Consider the following 16,204-nt stretch of genomic DNA (forward strand, 5'->3'; position numbering starts at 1 on the left):
CGTGTATGGGTAATACACATTGGAGGGCTAAATAGCCCTGATCACAGGGATCAGTTACAAATAAATCAACTTAGTAACTTATCCAGTTTCCTCGCCCGTTCGAGTGAAAACAGATCGTCGCATCCACCGACATGAAAGTCATTGATCCAAATCTGAGGGACAGTGTGACGACCGCTCTCCTGCATCATTTTAGAGCGCAGTGAGCTGTTTCCATCGACCAGTATTTCTTCATATTCGACGCCTTTAGAATCCAGCAGTCGCTTCGCCTGAATGCAAAAAGGGCACCAGGCGGAAGAATACATTTTTACATTCGGTTTCATCATGCAATCAGTTCTTGACCAGAGGCAAGTTGCTGCTTTGCCATTCCAGTATGCCGCCACGCAATTTATTTAGTTTTGTAAAGCCAGCTTTAGCTAGCAAACTACCTGAGGCGCCAGCGGTGGTGCCTGTCTTACAGATGAGAATAATCGGTGTTTCTTTGAAGGCGTCCAGCTCGCTCATGCGTTTTGGCAGATCACGAGCAGGGATGTTGATGGCAGCTGGCAAGTGCCCGGCCCGAAACTCATCTTTGGCCCGAATATCGATGACTTTGGCATTTTCTTTGTTGATTAATTGCGTAACCTTCGCCGGGGAAATCGCTGCGCCACCGCGAGAACCTTCAACCTTAATCAATAAAATCAATAATACAGCCCAGACGGAGCTGAGGATCCAGTGATTAATCACAAACTCTAATAATTGCTCTAACATCGATCGATCTCTAGTGGTCGGATGAAAATGAAGCGGCAGTATACACAACATCCCTGACCTGTTGAATCGGTACGCCAGTTTGCTGCCACAGTTTTTACAGGAGCGAGTTAACACCGGGCTTCAAGAGTGGTCGACGCTGCCGGTGGTCTGTCTTAAGTGGTGTGTTGTGAAATCAATTTTTTCGTAGAAAACAGGCTAATGTTGGCTTAATCGGTAAATTCGACTCGAAAAATCTAGCCAAATCCGTACACTAGGTTTGTAATTTTCCTACATTTTTACGAGAGGCATGAACATGGCTAAGGGTAAGTCCGCAATTTTGCTCATTCTTGATGGTTTTGGTTACAGCGAAACCTCGCAATCTAACGCCATCGAAAAAGCGGATGCCCCGGTATGGCATCGCTTATGGAACAATTATCCGCATACGCTGATCAAAACGTCTGGTATGGCTGTCGGGCTGCCTGAAGGGCAGATGGGTAACTCTGAGGTTGGTCATATGAACCTTGGCGCCGGTCGTACCGTCTACCAGTCATTAACCCGGGTGACCAAAGCGATCGCTGACGGTGATTTTTTTGAGAACGAAAAGCTGACCTCAGTTGTCGACAAGGCAGTCAGTAGCAATAACGCCGTTCATATTTTGGGCTTACTCAGCCCCGGTGGCGTGCACTCACACGATGATCACTTGCACGCTATGGTTGACCTGGCGGTAAAACGAGGCGCTGACAAAGTATACGTGCATGCCTTTCTGGATGGACGCGATACCCCACCTCGAAGCGCGTTGGAATCCATTGAGAAGCTGGAAAGTAAGCTGGAAAAGCTTGGCATAGGTGGCATCGTATCACTGGTAGGTCGTTACTATGCCATGGATCGGGATAACCGATGGGAGCGAGTACAGGTTGCCTATGACCTGTTGACCAAGGGGACAGCAGATATCGTCGCCAGTACGCCGATGGATGCGTTGCACGCCGCTTATGAACAAGACAAAGACGATGAGTTCTGCCCTGCGTCGTCCGTAAGGGCTGAAAGCACGCAGCCGGTGACCATTCAGGATGGTGATGCCGTTGTGTTTATGAACTTCCGTCCGGACCGTGCACGCGAACTTACTCGCGCGTTTGTTGACCCTGCTCTCGATTCGGAGCTAGATCGGACCGTACGCCCCGAATTGGCTGGCTTTGTCTCTTTAACTGAATACGCAGCAGACATTCCTTGTGATGTGGCGTATCCACCGGAAAACCTGACTAACACCTTGGGTGAAGTCATTGAAGCACGTGGCGGTAAGCAGCTGCGAATTGCGGAAACAGAAAAGTACGCTCACGTAACGTTCTTCTTCAGTGGTGGTCAGGAAGCTGAATTCAAAGGTGAGGATCGAATTCTGGTGCCTTCACCGAAAGTAGCAACTTACGATCTGCAGCCTGAAATGAGTGCGCCGGAAGTGACTGAAAAGTTGGTTAAGGCGATTAAATCTGCCGAGTATGACCTGATTGTCTGTAATTACGCTAATGGTGACATGGTTGGTCACACCGGTAAATTTGACGCTGCCGTGAAAGCCGTTGAAGCGCTCGACGTTGCGTTAGGTAAGGTCACCGAAGCAGCCTTAGAAATGGATGCGCATGTGTTGATTACCGCGGACCATGGTAACGTCGAGCTGATGGTCGATCCTGAAACGGGTGGTGCGGTTACCAGCCACACAACGTTCCCTGTTCCATTGGTCTACGTTGCTAACAACAATGCTGATGTAAAACTCAACGAAGGCGCTTTAGCGGATATCGCACCGACATTGTTGAGCTTCCTAGATATTGAAGTGCCGAAGGAAATGACGGGTAAGTCTTTAATCGCTGAATAAACCTAACCAATTAGCTTCTCACAATAGGGGGAAGCGCAAAAACCGTCTTTTTTTGGGACGGTTTTTTTATGGACATCGATTTATCTTCTGACTCAGTGTGCCGGACTGGCTTTCGAGCACTGTTTTAGTGCGTTTCTTGTAAAGAATCATGAATGCTGCACAACTTGGCCGCGGTAAATCTTCCGCGGTTTCTGATGAGGGTCGGATTCCGTTGGCTCTATTGGTTTTGGGATATTGCGGACTTGGCCACGATACACCAATTGTGAATGCTTTTCGTTTTGTTCCGATTCGTGCTGCGCATCGAGTACTGGGCTGTCCGCCAGTTGGCATATTTCCTTAATCAGGGCCTTCATCACCGCATCATTCGTGCGTTGGTAAATAATCGCTAACTCACTGAACAGTTCGGGATTTGCCATTTTGATGCTGGGTTTATCGTCACTCTCCGCACGGCGACGGATTTCTTTAGCGAGATCAATCATCGCTTTGGTGAAGTTCATACGGCTATCCTCTTGTGGATGGTGTTGTGTAATTTTGCAACATTAATGCCAGCGTTCAGCAGAAGTGATATGGTTCAGCATTTTTTGAGTACTTACAGAGGTCTCATCCATGATTACTCTACACAGCCAGGCCGTCAGCTGTGTCCTCCTGCGACAACGTGCAACCACGACGGAAGCCTTATTGTTGAAACGTTCACCAGAGGACGGCGGTTTCTGGAGCTATGTATCCGGAGGGGTCGAGTTGGGAGAAACCGGACCTGAGGCTGCTTTGCGAGAAATCTTTGAGGAAACCGGATTGTCGCCAGTCGAACTGTATAGTGCTGATTTTATCGAGCAGTATTACCAAGCATCGAAAAACCGCATCATGCTATTACCGCTCTTTGTCGCTTTTGTGGAGACAAGCGACCTTATCGTTCTTAACCATGAGCATACTGAGTATCGCTGGTGTGGTTTGGAAGTGGCCTTGTCATTGTTGCGTTTTGATGGGCAAATCAAGGCGTTCACGCATGTTTGGCATCAGTTTGTAAAGAAACCGCCACTGGATTTATTGGCCATTCCAATCCCAACGATGGGGCGGCACAATTGAGTTTCATAACATTACTTCGGTTACCTTTTTCTGTGAAATGGACGTTATTGGCGCTCATGCTGTCGCTGCTATCTGTGTTGTGTCAAGCGGATGATCTGGATGCCAGTCAGACAGAGTTGGAACGCGTAAACAAAGCGTTGACGGCATTGCAGGCGGAATTAAAAAGGAATGAAAAAGAAACCAATACTCAGCGTGCTGCACTTGAAACGACGGAAACGCAACTGAGTCAAACCCAGCGAGATCTCACTCGGTTGGCAAAAAATATTTCCGACCATCAGACTCAGCTTGCCGCCTTAGATGAACAGGAAGTACGATTAAAGGGCTTATTGGCTGAAAAAGCCGATGATATTAAGTTCATTTTACGCCTTGCTTACAAGCAAAATAATCAACCACTCATTAAACTGCTGTTGTCAGGCGAGCGCCCGGAAGATTTGTCGAGGCATTTGTATTATTTTTCAATTTTAACCCAAAATCAGCAAACCCAAGTCGAAGCCTGGATTTCTGAGCAGGCGCAATTGAATGAAACGATAACTGAGCAAAAGCGGGTAGTGGAGGTCTTGGAGAAAGAACGGGTCGCTCTCGATGATCGACAGCAACAGCTGAATGCTCAAAAAAATAAACGTGCTCAGATTGTCGCGAACCTGCAAGCTCAGGCTCGTTCCACGCAAGCGACTATCCAGGAAAAACAGCAGGAAAAAGAAAAGCTAACGCAGCTAATTGCTGATATTACGGCCAGATTGGAAGCGATGAATCTGGATTTTCCTGAAGTGATTGATATAAGTGGCGTAAAGGGCGGACTAAATTGGCCCGTTGAAGGTAAACTGATGAACCGGTACGGTGCTGTCATTGACGACACCGGATTGCGATGGGAAGGATGGTTGATTTCAGCAAACGATGGGCAACCAGTAAAGGCAGTGCACGGTGGCCGGATTGTGTTTGCCGATTTTTTTAAATCAAATGGTTTGTTGGTTATCATCGATCACGGTGATGGTGTTTGGACGCTTTATGGCCGGAATCAGGCTCTGTTACGCGATGTTGGCAGCTGGGTTGAAGCCGGTGATGTTATTGCGGAAGTCGGACGCTCCGGTGGTTACAGCCAAAGCGGGCTATACTTTGAAGTTCGCAAGAATGGTGAACCCCAAAATCCGGCAAGCTGGTTGAGTAGGTAATGACTTTGAATGAAAAACAAGATGTTAAAGGAACACTTATGAGATTAATTCGAAACCCCCTGTTAACGGCGACGACCGCCTTGGTAATTGGTATTGCCGTTGGGATGACCTCGGGTGTTCAAGCGGATAATGAAACCCAGTTACCGATAGACGAAGTTCGTTTGATGTCGCAGGTTCTGGAACGAATCAAACAGTCTTATGTTGAGGAAGTCACAGATCAGGAGTTGATCGAAGCTGCCATTGAAGGAATGCTTGCGGGTCTGGACCCTCATTCGGACTATTTGACACCGGACGATTTTAAAGACTTGCGCGAAAGTACCAGCGGTGAATTTGGCGGCCTGGGTATTGAAATTACCATGGACAGCACTGGTTTTGTGCGAGTCGTTGCGCCGATTGATGACACACCTGCTTTCCGTTCTGGAATGCAAAGCGGCGACCTGATCACGCAGATAGACGACACGCCGGTCAAAGGCATGAACATTAACGATGCGGTCGGCATGATGCGCGGGAAACCCGGAACATCACTGACATTAACTGTGTTGCGTGATGGCGAGAATGGGCCGATTAAAGTAGACATTACCCGGGACATTATCAAAGTCACCAGTGTAAGGCACCGTATGTTGGAGCCAGGATTCGGTTACATACGGATCTCTCAGTTTCAGGAACGAACCGGTCGAGATTTTGAAGAAGCATTAAATGCTCTGCATGCCGAAGCTGAAAATGACTTACAAGGTGTGGTTCTGGACCTGCGCAATAACCCGGGCGGCGTATTACAAGCCTCTGTCGATGTGGTTGATGCCCTGATCAGTGAAGGCTTGATTGTATATACCGAGGGACGACTGTCCAATTCCGATAGCCGTTTCGTAGCCCGGAAAAAGGACCCGAGCAAAGGGGTGAAACTGGTGGTATTGATTAACGGCGGTTCGGCTTCGGCTTCTGAGATTGTTGCCGGTGCCATTCAGGATCATCGCCGTGGTTTGATTATGGGTACCCGTTCTTTTGGAAAAGGGTCAGTGCAGACAATATTGCCACTGGACCAGGATCATGCCCTTAAACTGACGACAGCGCGTTATTTCACACCGAGCGGCCGGTCCATTCAGGCACAGGGTATTGTGCCAGATATCATTGTAAAGCAGGGCACCCTGACACAAAACGAAAACGACGCATTCTATAAAGAAGCCGACCTGGCTGGCGCGTTGGATAATCCGAATGGAACGGAAGATAAGGCCGCTGAAGACGCTGAAGCAAGCAGTGCTGTGACGCCTGACGATTATCAATTGTTTGAAGCACTGACGGTTTTGAAAGGCATTGCTATTCTGAATGCGAACCGCTGAGAAGACTCTCCTTTTATGGATAACGGTGTTGCTGTTCAGCAACACCGTTTTTGCATCTGGCCATGGAAAATTAGTTCTGATTGTCGATGATCTGGGTAATCAGTACCGAGCTGGTGTTGACGCTATTGCGAATCCGTGGATTACTACAGTCGCAATTATGCCCGGTAGACCCTACACGCGTTTGCTCGCTGAATATGCGAACGCTCAAGGCAAGGAAGTTATCATTCACTCACCGATGTCCAATACCACGGACTTTCCCTTGGGCGAGCTTGGTTTGGATCGCACACAGGGCCGGGAGGCCATGATCGAAAATGTCCGCTTGTCGGTCGCTGATGTGCCGTATGCCGTGGGACTGTCTAACCATATGGGCAGCCGGTTGACTCAAGATACCGTGGCGATGGACTGGCTTATGCGTGAATTGCAGCTACATCAATTATTCTTTTTTGACAGTCGCACGGTGTCAACAACACAAGCTTGGAAGGTTGCTGAAAAACGTCAGGTTCCCTGGGCTATGAGACACTACTTTCTGGATCACTTTAAAGAGCCTGCGTTCATGCAGTCTCAATGGAATGAAGCGATTACGCGAGTTCAGAATGGGGAAAATATCACAGTTATCTGCCATCCTTATCCGGAAACGTTGGCCTTTCTGAATTCATTGAGCTTAGACGAGAATGAACGCAATACTTTGGTTCCTCTATCGTCTGTTCTAAACTATCCGGAACCGGGTAAGCGCAGTGATCGTAACATCCCGAAAGAGCCGGTGTTGCAAGGTCCGTAAATTGACTATCAATTAAAAAATTCATTCACGGTTCAGCTTGGCTTACTACAATGAATGCCGATACAGGCAGATTATATTAATAACAGGAGAAATTCATGAAGCGATCGTTGGTCGTATTGCTGGTTGGTCTGGTGGTTTTGTCAGGCTGTGCAACATTGAATAAAGAAGAATGTCTAACCGCCGACTGGTACCAGATTGGATACGAAGACGGTGCCCGTGGATACCCTGATACTCGCATTTCATCCCACCGGGAAGCGTGTGCAAAGCATGGTATTGCACCGGATTTCAGAGCCTATCAGGACGGGCATGAAGAAGGTGTTATCCGTTTTTGTACACCGCGCAATGGCTTCGAACAAGGTAAGAAAGGCTACAACTATTCTGGTATCTGTCCTCCTTCGCTGGAAGACGGCTTTCTGGACGGCTACGACGCAGGGCGTGAAATATACGCAGTCACGTCAGCCATTCGCAGCTTGCAGTCGGAACAGAATGGTAATGAGTCAAAAATGGAGTCACTACAGAACCAGATTATCGAGAAAACCAATTTGATGCTGGCCGATGAAACCACGATCGATGATCGTTACCGCTTAAATCAGGAAATTGCTCAAATGCAACAAGATTTAGGTGGCCTGGAGCAGCGCAACAAGCAGTTGGTGGTCGAGTTGGCGGAAGCCCAAGCCCGCTTGCGTATTCTTAACGAGAAATATGCTTACTTCTAAGCCATTTTCCGGCAGTGGCTGGGTTGACAGTCACTGCCACCTCAACGACATCCCCCATTTAAACGAGAACCTTGAACAGGCAGAAAGCGCTGGCATTCGGCAATTTTTGGTTCCTGGCACTCACTTCGATCAATGGGCTCAGGTATCGTCACTTCATTCCGGCCGTATTGCCTGTAGCTATGGAACACATCCTTGGTTCGTGACAGATCCAGACATCGAAGAACAACGCCTGACACATTATTTGTCGCAGCATAAAGCTTGCGCTGTCGGTGAAATCGGTCTGGACTTTTATCCGGCAATCAATCCGAGGCCGGACCGAGTGCTGCAATTGGAAAGCTTTGCCCGTCAATTGAGCGTTGCCCAACAAACGCAATTGCCGGTGATCATCCATTCCGTCAGGGCGCATCAGGAGACTGTTCGGCTTTTGAAACAACAGCCTGCGGTTCGTGGTGTTATTCACGCCTTTAATGGCAGTATTGAAATGGCTCAGGACTATATTTCCGTCGGTTTTTTACTCGGCATCGGTCCTCAATTATTGAGGTCGGAGAAACTGCAAAGAACCGTTGCACAATGTCCGCTTGATCGACTTCTACTGGAAACGGATGCGCCGTTCATGGCTCGTCCGGGGAGTCAGGGGAATCCGTTGCTGGATCTGATCGCGGTAGGCGAACGGATGGCAACCCTATTTGCAATACCGGTGACGGATATTCAGCGCCAGTTGACCCGCAATACACACGAGCTGTTCTTTTGAGGAATGGGTTTCTGATCGTCTTCGTTTGAGCTTACATCTCTCCTTTATTAAGTGAATCGATCGGTTTTTGAGCGTCAAATGGCCCAAAACTCAGTGTTTACGTCGTCGCCTTGATGGGTCAAGTAATCTTGTAGAGTATGATGGCGATTGATGGTTCGGTCGGTAATCACCAGTTGCTTGATTCTGTCGAGTCGGAACGAACGGTATTGCTCACGCAGGCAACACCAAGCTGCTAAAGTCCAACTGGTACCCCAGAAAACCAATCCTAATGGTTCGAGTTCCCGTTCACTCATGTGTTGTTGTGCATCTGCGTATTCAATTTGAACGGTTCTGTCCTGATGAATCGCCTGGCGAATCTGCTCTCCAAACCGGACCCTTTCTGTGCGTCCGTATTCCGGAACAATAAACGGCGTGGTTCGATGATTTAAGCGATGCATCAGGGGTTCTGAAATGACACTTCGAATTTTTGTCATGGCTTGATCGGCGCTGGCGATCATCTCATCATCAGCCCATGATTTTACCAACCTCATACCCAAGACAATGGCTTCAATTTCGGCTTCAGTGAACATCAGCGGCGCAATCGTCGTATCCGAATTCAACAGATAACCCACACCTGCTTCACCTTCTACAGGCACACCTGACAGCACCAGCGATTGCATATCGCGGTATATCGTTCGTTCGGAAACATTGAGTCGTTGTGCAAGCTCTTGAGCCGTAACCGCCGTTCGCCGGCTGCGCATATAGGTGACTAACTGGAACAGTCGTTCAGCTTTGTTCATGTTTCATTTCGTTCATCAGCAGAAAACCGCTATCCTAAACCAACCTTTGCCAACAGTTCACTCTGAAAATCTGAGCTGAAATAAATAATGGAGCATCATGAAAACGATCAATACTATTGAAGCTTTGCTCGATCACTATGGTGAGCCGGTTGACCGTGCTTTGTGGAAAGAGATCGATCACGTCAATGACCATTACCGACAATTTATCGAAGAGTCTCCTTTTTGTGTGCTCGCTACCCAAAGTGAGCAGGGAATCGATCTTTCACCACGCGGAGATCCAGCCGGTTTTGTGTGTGTCGAGAGCCCAACACTGCTGTACATGCCCGATCGCCGTGGCAATAATCGGCTTGACTCATTGCGCAATATTGTTGTCAATCCAGCCGTGGGACTGATTTTTTTTATACCGACGGTTGGTGAGACTCTCCGAGTGGGCGGGACTGCCTGTATCAGTGTTGATCCGAATTTGTGTCAACGCTTCAGTGAGCAGGGCAAACCCGCCAAAGCGGTATTGTGTATTGATGTTTTGAAAGTCTATTTTCAATGTCAAAAGGCTATTGTCCGCTCAGGGCTTTGGGATTCCGAAACTTACCCTGTTGAGCGACCCGTGCCAACGGCTGGCGAGATGACGAAACATTTTGCGCTGGCGCAAGCACAGGATTTTGATGCCGAAGCGTATGACCAGAATTACCCTCTACATCTTAAAAACACGCTTTATTAGTCTGAAATTTTCACCAAACCAACCAAAAGGATTCATTGGACTAGCCTGGTCAAGGAGTTAAGGCAACGTTGAGTAATTGCCATTTCAGCCCCTCCCTCCGGGTCCTACAGATCGATGACTGAGCTTTGCTGTGTGTTTTAAAAAGGACTCGCCATTCCCTGCAACACAAGCCTCCCTCATCCTTCGATCCGATAGGATTGAGGTGATTTGAATTAATCAGAGTTGCCTTAAGTCTTCTTGGTCTGGCAATAAATGCATTATTCTTGTTCTGGCATTGGATGACCGCAAAGTCGGCAGAATTTAGCGTCGATTTCATGGCCGGTTTTTCCGCATCCAGTGCAACCCCGCGCATCTCTTTTGTTGCGCATGACCTGTGTTAATTCTGCCGTATAGATACCGGTTGGCACGGCGATAATTGCGTAACCGGTGATCATGGTCGCAGAAGCAATTAATTGACCAAAGGGCGTACTTGGCGCGATATCGCCATAGCCGACCGTGGTCAATGTCACGATTGCCCAGTAAACACTCTTAGGAATGGACGTGAACCCATTTGCCGGACCTTCGACCAAGTACATGATGGCGCCGAAGACAACCACGATGGTGCTGACGAAATACAGAAACACAAAAATCTTGCGTTTCGACGAGCGCATGGCCAACGCCAATTGCTCCGCTTCGTGCATATAGCTGAACAGTTTAAGAACCCTAAATACCCGCAATATTCTGAGAATACGGATCACCAGCAATGTGTTTGCACCAGCGACGAATATTGATAAATAAGTGGGGATCACCGACAGCAGGTCGACGATGCCGTAAAAGCTGAAAACATAGCGAATAGGGTAGCGTACGCAACTCAGGCGTAACAGGTACTCGATGGTAAAGGCGATCGTGAAAACCCATTCAAGGTAATAAAGCCAACGCCCATAATTTACCGAAATCCGCGTGACACTTTCGAGCATCACGGCCAGAACACTTAAGATAATAGCGATAATTAACAGGACATCGAAAGTCTTTCCTGCCTTGGACTCGGCGCCGAAAATGACATCATTAAGCATCAGCTGCCAGGGTTTGAGTGGTACCTGCTCGTGCTCAGACCTGAGGATGTGAAATTTATTGGTTCTGGTTTCGGCCATCAGAATGCTTCACCGACTGTAATGGCCATGTTGAAGGACTCCGCATCGACCCAACCGACATCCAGCCGCACATTGAATCGGTCTGGTGTCATTGCGAAACGAACACCCAGTCCGGTGCTGACATGAAAATCGCTGACGCTAAAATCAGCCAATGTTGGGGCGACCTGGAACGTGTCGACGAAACCGATGACAGCCCAGCGTTGGCTTAGCACTTTGCGATATTCTCCCTGCAAGCCGAGGCTGCTGTTGTCGATCCAGCGGTTACCGTTAGCCCCACGCAAGGTGCGGTCACCGGTGGGTTTGGGCAAATGCGTGAACGGGGTTTCTTCGCTTGACACCGCCAGGCTGGCTGATACGCCAAGCACGTCTTCGGCAACGGCCAAATAGTTTGCAAAAGACAACGATGCGACATTGAAGTCCAGCTCACTGCCCAGTACAGCTGTAAAAACGTCCCAGTTTGCGGTCAGCAGATGCCCTTGTGTTGGCCAATCAATGTTATCGCGAGTGTCATGGCTGGCGTTTATTCCGATGCCGCTGTAAAGCCCACCTTGAGAACCAGAAATGTCGGGTGTTAGCAACGTTGTGACTGGCTCTTCGCTTATGTCCTTCAGTTGGTGGTATTCCGCAAACAAACTCCCGCCGAATGAAAACACCGGTACGCCCCGGTAATTTAGAGTGATTGATGTCTCGGCGGCGGTGTCTGCGTATTTGTCACCGTTTTCGTCGCTTGTGTTTCCCTGGCCGAAATAAGCAGAAGGCCAGTATTTACCACCCAGTTTGCCTTTGACCTGCCAGTTGCCCTGATCGACATACACATTGGGCCAAAAATACGCCTGGAATTGCCCTTGTGTTGTTCCCTGCAACAACAGTTCCAGTCGGTTCTGAGGAACGCCTGATTCGAGCTGCGGAAAAATTCTCATGACATAGGCACCATATTGAAAACCTGTTTCTGGCGAAGAGCCAATAGCGGGTAACGGAACCCATGCCGCGGGTTTTAGTTCTTCATTGGCATTGGCGAACGCGGCCAGTGCAACACTCACGGCGATAAGCGTTTTTTTCATTGGGGTGTCATATCCTTAATGTCGTGCGGGCAAATTAGCGCAGCGCGGTAGCAGGGTCAACCAGGCTGAAACAGTGGGCGTTGTCGAACAAAGTCCGGTTAACATGGTAGCGCACAGGAAAAATAACCCAGTGGGATTGGCTAGTGCTTATTAAAACAGCTAAATTGAACATAATAACAAAACAAGTAGCGCTATGACTGAATTGAATTTTTGCGTTTTAGGTGATGGTTTCGCGAGCGGTGTGGGCGATCCGAGTATGCAGGGTTGGTCAAATCGGTTAATGATGGCCACCGTAAAAGAGTTAGGCATGGTCCGTTTTTACAATCTGGGAGTCGAAGGGGAGACGAGCCCGATGGTGGCCGCTCGGGTTAACGAGCTGGCGCCACGATTTCCCAAAGGACAGGATAATCGCCTGATTCTTGCCTTTGGATTGCATGATACCGAGTTGGTGGATGGCAAGCCGCGCGTTGCGAATCAGGAGTCTCTGGAGGCATTGAAACAATTGATCCTGAAAACCCGCCCTCACTTTAAAATGATCATGATAGGTATTCCACCGGTCTACGAACCACAGCAGAACACTCGGATCAAACGTTTGAATGGGTTACATCGAGAGCTATGCCAAAAAGCACGCGTTCCCTATATCGATATTTTTTCGTCATTGGCGGAGGACGTACAGTACAAACGAGAACTGGCGAAAGGCGATAAAGTATTCCCAGCGGACATCGGATATCAGAAAGTGTTTGAATTGATCTGGAATGATCGTGCTTGGTGGTTTAATTAGCAACTCTGCTTCAAGCTGTCCGTGCATTGCCTTTCGTCGAGCATGTCGCTAGGGTGTGCTGCCGTATCATGACCTGCAGATAATCATGCCAGTAACCTTAGCAGCCCCCGTTTTTATCGAAATTGAAATCAAAAAAAGTCGGTTTTTGGCTTGGGTGGAGCCTGTAGCAGATGCAACTGCCGCGAAGGCACGCATTGAGGCTTTGCGAAGTCAGTATCTCGATGCTCGCCATGTGTGTTTCGCATTTTATGTTCAGGGCAACAGTGGCATGAGTGATGATGGAGAACCTTCCGGAACCGCAGGCAAACCCATGTTCAATGTGCTGAATCATAAAAACCTGGTGAATGTTCTGGCTGTGGTGGTGCGCTATTTCGGTGGTATAAAACTGGGAGCAGGTGGGTTGAGTCGGGCCTATGGGGGGGCCGTATCACAGGCGCTGGAATCTGCGGAGTATTTGCCGGTTGAAACACCAGTCAAGCTTGAGGTGCGGTTTCCGTTTGCCCTGGAAAGCTCGATTCGGCGGATCTGCCGACACCATGATTTAGACTTAGATCAGATTCAATACAGTGAATATGTGCAGGCGGTTTTGATGACGACCGAAAGTCAGCTTAATCAAGTGATGGTGGATCTGAAGGCAGTGTCGCCCGGAAGTTCAGACCTCGACGTTCATGTGGCAGATTGAGCACATCCGCAATCATATGCATGGCGGTATCGGCCAATACTTTTCGTTCCATGTCTTCGGTTTGTAAGGTCGGCAGTAAGGTGACCATAACATCGGTTCGCCAGCGACCCAGCACCCGCCAAAAGTTCGTTGCCATGCTCTCGTCGCCAAACGCCACTGTTAAATGAGGTTGAGTTCGGCAGCGATACTCCAGTGCCACCGGCAGTATCGGCGTTGATGTTTCAATCGCTGCAGAAAATAGTCGTGGGTGAAATTGGCGGATAGCATAACCATTACCTGTCGTGGCTTCCGGGAAGAATGTCAGACAATGATCTTGACTAAGATATGCCTGCATGAGGGCTTTAACCTGAGTGATCTGTTTACCTCCTCTCTCAATGAAGAGTGTTCCGGCGTGGTGCGCCAGCCAACCGAGAACCGGCACTGAGCGCAACTCTGCCTTGGACAGAAAGTAACTGGGAAGCACGCTGCCTAGGACTGGAATATCCAGCCAGCTAATGTGATTGCCGCAAACTAAAGCACCCTGATGGGTATAACGCCCCGCTGATTGCACTCGAACGTTCATGATGAGCAGTAGAGTTTGATACCAAAGCTTTGCCAGGGCCAATACCGATTTCGGTTGCTTCAGAATAGTATCAATCGCCGTCGCAACCAATATTCCTCCAACGCCTAATATCAACAAAAGCATAATCAATATTATGCGGACAATTTTCAGCAAAATCATGTAGTTACTTTCCGACCGATTTTCCTGCGGAGTCTATCATGGAAGAAGCTGAATATAAGGCTTCTCATGACTTCGACGTCGACATTACCGTTCAAGTTCTTGTCTGGTGTCTTGCATGGGGAAATGGTTGGGCATATCCAAGACTAAATACAGGCAAGCAGTGTTTAAATTGATTTGCGTCAAATATAAGAATTCTCTAATATAAGATAATTAACAGTAATTATCATTTAGACACTTTTTTGGAGATATCCATGAGCAAGAAAATTGTCATTGTGGGCGGAGTTGCCGGTGGTGCATCGGCGGCCGCTCGAGCGCGTCGTTTGAGTGAAGATGCGCAGATTATCGTATTTGAACGCGATAGCTTCATTTCTTTCGCCAACTGTGGGCTGCCGTATCACATTGGTGGTGAAATCAAAGAACGCAGTGCGTTATTGGTGCAAACCCCAGAATCGATGAAAGCGCGATTTAATCTGGACATTCGAATCCAAACGGAGGTTATCAGTATCGATGCTGCTGCAAAATCGGTCACTGTTCGCGAATTGAATGGCGGGCAGGAATACACAGAGAGCTATGATGAAATGATTTTATCGCCGGGCGCTGTGCCGATTGTGCCGCCTATTGACGGGGTCGATAGTCACAGTGTGTTTACCCTGCGCAACATCCCCGATATGGATCGGATTATCCGGAAAATCAACATTGAATCGCCTCGTTCCGCGGTCGTCGTCGGCGGTGGCTACATTGGTATAGAAATGGCTGAGGCGTTGATTCAACGGGGTATTGAAACAACAATGGTGGAACTGGCGAATCAGATTATGCCGCCTATAGATCCGGAAATGGCCGTACCGTTGCATCAGGAAATGCGCCGCCATGGTGTTCGCCTGCAATTAAGTGACGCCGTGGATGGCATCGTCGAAACGGGCGATGGTTTGGAGCTCACCATGCGTTCTGGTAAAACCATTGCGACTGACATGGTAATTCTGGCCATTGGGGTGCGACCTGAAAATACCCTGGCCAAAATGGCGGGCCTAGCGTTGGGGGAAAAAGGTGGTATTCAAGTAAATTCCGCCATGCAAACCAGCATTGAGCATATTTGGGCGGTAGGTGATGCCATTGAAGTGAAAGACTTTGTCACCGGCATGGCTGCCCAGATTCCATTGGCTGGACCGGCAAATCGCCAAGGTCGCATCGCCGCCGACAACATTTTTGGTCATCCATCCCGTTACAAAGACTCGTTGGGTACCGGCATCTGTAAAGTGTTTGAGCTGAGCGCCGCCTCGACCGGCGCCAGTGAAAAACTACTGCAGGCGCAGGGTACTCGCTTTGAGAAAATATACGTCCATGGTGCGGATCATGCTAACTATTATCCAGGCGCAACCCAGATTAACCTGAAATTGTTGTTTGACCCACAGGATGGAAAAATTCTTGGTGCCCAGGCGATCGGGGCGAAAGGTGTCGATAAACGTATCGACGTTTTGGCGACGGCAATCCGCGGTGGCATGACGGTTTTCGACCTGGAAGAATTCGAACTCTGTTATGCTCCTCCATTCGGTTCAGCAAAAGACGTCATTAATCAGGCCGGGTTCGTGGCCAGCAATGTTTGTCGCGGCGAGCACGAAATCTGTCACGCAGTTAATGTGCCAGACTGCGCTTCAGATGGCGTGTTGATCGATGTCCGTAACCCGACAGAAATTGGCGTGTTAGGAACCATTGATGAAGCCATGAACATTCCAGTGAACAATCTGCGGGATAACTTGCATAGGTTGCCCAAAGATAAAACCCTGATTGTTTTTTGTGCCGTAGGTCTGCGCGGATATGTTGCCTACAAAATGCTCACCAACCTGGGTTATAAAGTGCGTAACCTGACCGGTGGGTATACAACCTATCAGATGGTGAAACGCATCGGCATGTAAGTCT

18 protein-coding genes are annotated in these 16,204 nt (G+C 48.7%); 11 read left to right on the top strand and 7 right to left on the bottom strand.

The features are described from left to right. Window positions 1-65: 65 nt before the first annotated feature. Window positions 66-320 (bottom strand): glutaredoxin 3, encoded by a 255-nt coding sequence (gene grxC / locus IYN85_RS16630; RefSeq protein ID WP_196160169.1) that lies wholly within the window; start codon window positions 318-320, stop codon window positions 66-68. A 7-nt stretch (window positions 321-327) separates the two neighbouring features. Then, window positions 328-747 carry a rhodanese-like domain-containing protein gene (locus IYN85_RS16635; RefSeq protein WP_196160042.1) on the bottom strand — a complete coding sequence of 140 codons (420 nt, stop codon included), beginning with the start codon at window positions 745-747 and terminating at the stop codon, window positions 328-330. 292 nt (window positions 748-1,039) lie between these two features. Here IYN85_RS16635 and gpmI point away from each other — a divergent pair, with 292 nt between their 5' ends. After that, window positions 1,040-2,587, top strand: a complete 1,548-nt coding sequence (gene gpmI, locus IYN85_RS16640) for a 2,3-bisphosphoglycerate-independent phosphoglycerate mutase (RefSeq protein ID WP_196160043.1) — start codon at window positions 1,040-1,042, stop codon at window positions 2,585-2,587. A 146-nt stretch (window positions 2,588-2,733) separates the two neighbouring features. Here gpmI and IYN85_RS16645 read toward each other — a convergent pair whose 3' ends face one another. Then, entirely contained in the window at window positions 2,734-3,084 is a 351-nt protein-coding gene (locus IYN85_RS16645) for a hypothetical protein (RefSeq protein ID WP_196160044.1), read from the bottom strand. Window positions 3,085-3,193: 109 nt separating this feature from the next. On the opposite strand from IYN85_RS16645, the gene IYN85_RS16650 reads away from it, so the two are divergent. The 6 genes from IYN85_RS16650 to IYN85_RS16675 all read left to right on the top strand — a co-directional run bounded on the left by IYN85_RS16650 (window position 3,194) and on the right by IYN85_RS16675 (window position 8,418). Then, window positions 3,194-3,670, top strand: a complete 477-nt coding sequence (locus tag IYN85_RS16650; RefSeq protein WP_196160045.1) for an NUDIX pyrophosphatase — start codon at window positions 3,194-3,196, stop codon at window positions 3,668-3,670. A 32-nt stretch (window positions 3,671-3,702) separates the two neighbouring features. Further along, on the top strand, window positions 3,703-4,839 hold the full coding sequence (locus tag IYN85_RS26465) for a peptidoglycan DD-metalloendopeptidase family protein (protein WP_196160046.1): 1,137 nt from the start codon (window positions 3,703-3,705) through the stop codon (window positions 4,837-4,839). A 38-nt stretch (window positions 4,840-4,877) separates the two neighbouring features. Continuing rightward, window positions 4,878-6,173: a S41 family peptidase gene (locus tag IYN85_RS16660; RefSeq protein ID WP_230390800.1), complete on the top strand. Its 1,296-nt coding sequence runs from the start codon at window positions 4,878-4,880 to the stop codon at window positions 6,171-6,173. Next, complete coding sequence (locus tag IYN85_RS16665; RefSeq protein ID WP_196160048.1) at window positions 6,160-6,951, top strand: divergent polysaccharide deacetylase family protein; 792 nt, start codon at window positions 6,160-6,162, stop codon at window positions 6,949-6,951. The genes IYN85_RS16660 and IYN85_RS16665 overlap by 14 nt, the downstream gene beginning before the upstream one ends. A 95-nt stretch (window positions 6,952-7,046) precedes the next feature. Then, window positions 7,047-7,667, top strand: a complete 621-nt coding sequence (locus IYN85_RS16670) for a DUF2799 domain-containing protein (protein WP_196160049.1) — start codon at window positions 7,047-7,049, stop codon at window positions 7,665-7,667. After that, window positions 7,654-8,418, top strand: coding sequence for a TatD family hydrolase (locus tag IYN85_RS16675; RefSeq protein WP_196160050.1), 765 nt, complete (start codon window positions 7,654-7,656; stop codon window positions 8,416-8,418). The genes IYN85_RS16670 and IYN85_RS16675 overlap by 14 nt, the downstream gene beginning before the upstream one ends. Before the next feature lie 74 nt (window positions 8,419-8,492). Here IYN85_RS16675 and IYN85_RS16680 read toward each other — a convergent pair whose 3' ends face one another. Further along, on the bottom strand, window positions 8,493-9,197 hold the full coding sequence (locus IYN85_RS16680) for a YafY family protein (RefSeq protein WP_196160051.1): 705 nt from the start codon (window positions 9,195-9,197) through the stop codon (window positions 8,493-8,495). Between the two features lie 97 nt (window positions 9,198-9,294). Here IYN85_RS16680 and IYN85_RS16685 point away from each other — a divergent pair, with 97 nt between their 5' ends. Continuing rightward, a complete protein-coding gene (locus IYN85_RS16685) occupies window positions 9,295-9,915 on the top strand; it encodes a pyridoxamine 5'-phosphate oxidase family protein (protein ID WP_196160052.1) in 621 nt (206 codons plus the stop codon). A gap of 257 nt (window positions 9,916-10,172) precedes the next feature. Here IYN85_RS16685 and IYN85_RS16690 read toward each other — a convergent pair whose 3' ends face one another. Then, on the bottom strand, window positions 10,173-11,045 hold the full coding sequence (locus tag IYN85_RS16690) for an ion transporter (RefSeq protein ID WP_196160053.1): 873 nt from the start codon (window positions 11,043-11,045) through the stop codon (window positions 10,173-10,175). Beyond that, on the bottom strand, window positions 11,045-12,106 hold the full coding sequence (locus tag IYN85_RS16695) for a BamA/TamA family outer membrane protein (RefSeq protein ID WP_196160054.1): 1,062 nt from the start codon (window positions 12,104-12,106) through the stop codon (window positions 11,045-11,047). The genes IYN85_RS16690 and IYN85_RS16695 overlap by 1 nt, the downstream gene beginning before the upstream one ends. 193 nt (window positions 12,107-12,299) lie before the next feature. Here IYN85_RS16695 and IYN85_RS16700 point away from each other — a divergent pair, with 193 nt between their 5' ends. Both IYN85_RS16700 and IYN85_RS16705 read left to right on the top strand, forming a co-directional pair. Beyond that, the gene (locus IYN85_RS16700) at window positions 12,300-12,887 is read left to right on the top strand and encodes a GDSL-type esterase/lipase family protein (protein WP_196160055.1); all 588 of its coding nucleotides are present in this window, start codon (window positions 12,300-12,302) and stop codon (window positions 12,885-12,887) included. 85 nt (window positions 12,888-12,972) lie between these two features. After that, a complete protein-coding gene (locus tag IYN85_RS16705) occupies window positions 12,973-13,569 on the top strand; it encodes a YigZ family protein (RefSeq protein WP_196160056.1) in 597 nt (198 codons plus the stop codon). Here the strand turns inward: IYN85_RS16705 and IYN85_RS16710 are convergent. Next, window positions 13,496-14,290 carry a 1-acyl-sn-glycerol-3-phosphate acyltransferase gene (locus tag IYN85_RS16710; protein WP_196160057.1) on the bottom strand — a complete coding sequence of 265 codons (795 nt, stop codon included), beginning with the start codon at window positions 14,288-14,290 and terminating at the stop codon, window positions 13,496-13,498. The two genes, IYN85_RS16705 and IYN85_RS16710, sit on opposite strands and share 74 nt — an antisense overlap. A gap of 251 nt (window positions 14,291-14,541) precedes the next feature. Here IYN85_RS16710 and IYN85_RS16715 point away from each other — a divergent pair, with 251 nt between their 5' ends. Further along, on the top strand, window positions 14,542-16,200 hold the full coding sequence (locus tag IYN85_RS16715; RefSeq protein ID WP_196160058.1) for an FAD-dependent oxidoreductase: 1,659 nt from the start codon (window positions 14,542-14,544) through the stop codon (window positions 16,198-16,200). The last annotated feature ends 4 nt before the right edge of the window (window positions 16,201-16,204 follow it).

The organism is Reinekea sp. G2M2-21 (assembly GCF_015687175.1).
Lineage (GTDB): Bacteria > Pseudomonadota > Gammaproteobacteria > Pseudomonadales > Natronospirillaceae > Reinekea.

Excerpts from the sequence above, each read along its gene's own strand:
- IYN85_RS16645 (WP_196160044.1), bottom strand. The coding sequence starts at position 3,084 with ATGAACTTCACCAAAGCGATGATTGATCTCGCTAAAGAAATCCGTCGC.
- IYN85_RS16715 (WP_196160058.1), top strand. The coding sequence starts at position 14,542 with ATGAGCAAGAAAATTGTCATTGTGGGCGGAGTTGCCGGTGGTGCATCG.
- gpmI (WP_196160043.1), top strand. The coding sequence starts at position 1,040 with ATGGCTAAGGGTAAGTCCGCAATTTTGCTCATTCTTGATGGTTTTGGT.
- IYN85_RS16685 (WP_196160052.1), top strand. The coding sequence starts at position 9,295 with ATGAAAACGATCAATACTATTGAAGCTTTGCTCGATCACTATGGTGAG.
- IYN85_RS16675 (WP_196160050.1), top strand. The coding sequence starts at position 7,654 with ATGCTTACTTCTAAGCCATTTTCCGGCAGTGGCTGGGTTGACAGTCAC.
- IYN85_RS16690 (WP_196160053.1), bottom strand. The coding sequence starts at position 11,045 with ATGGCCGAAACCAGAACCAATAAATTTCACATCCTCAGGTCTGAGCAC.
- IYN85_RS16700 (WP_196160055.1), top strand. The coding sequence starts at position 12,300 with ATGACTGAATTGAATTTTTGCGTTTTAGGTGATGGTTTCGCGAGCGGT.
- IYN85_RS16695 (WP_196160054.1), bottom strand. The coding sequence starts at position 12,106 with ATGAAAAAAACGCTTATCGCCGTGAGTGTTGCACTGGCCGCGTTCGCC.
- IYN85_RS16705 (WP_196160056.1), top strand. The coding sequence starts at position 12,973 with ATGCCAGTAACCTTAGCAGCCCCCGTTTTTATCGAAATTGAAATCAAA.
- IYN85_RS16670 (WP_196160049.1), top strand. The coding sequence starts at position 7,047 with ATGAAGCGATCGTTGGTCGTATTGCTGGTTGGTCTGGTGGTTTTGTCA.
- IYN85_RS16680 (WP_196160051.1), bottom strand. The coding sequence starts at position 9,197 with ATGAACAAAGCTGAACGACTGTTCCAGTTAGTCACCTATATGCGCAGC.
- IYN85_RS16710 (WP_196160057.1), bottom strand. The coding sequence starts at position 14,290 with ATGATTTTGCTGAAAATTGTCCGCATAATATTGATTATGCTTTTGTTG.
- IYN85_RS16665 (WP_196160048.1), top strand. The coding sequence starts at position 6,160 with ATGCGAACCGCTGAGAAGACTCTCCTTTTATGGATAACGGTGTTGCTG.
- IYN85_RS16660 (WP_230390800.1), top strand. The coding sequence starts at position 4,878 with ATGAGATTAATTCGAAACCCCCTGTTAACGGCGACGACCGCCTTGGTA.
- IYN85_RS16635 (WP_196160042.1), bottom strand. The coding sequence starts at position 747 with ATGTTAGAGCAATTATTAGAGTTTGTGATTAATCACTGGATCCTCAGC.
- IYN85_RS16650 (WP_196160045.1), top strand. The coding sequence starts at position 3,194 with ATGATTACTCTACACAGCCAGGCCGTCAGCTGTGTCCTCCTGCGACAA.
- grxC (WP_196160169.1), bottom strand. The coding sequence starts at position 320 with ATGAAACCGAATGTAAAAATGTATTCTTCCGCCTGGTGCCCTTTTTGC.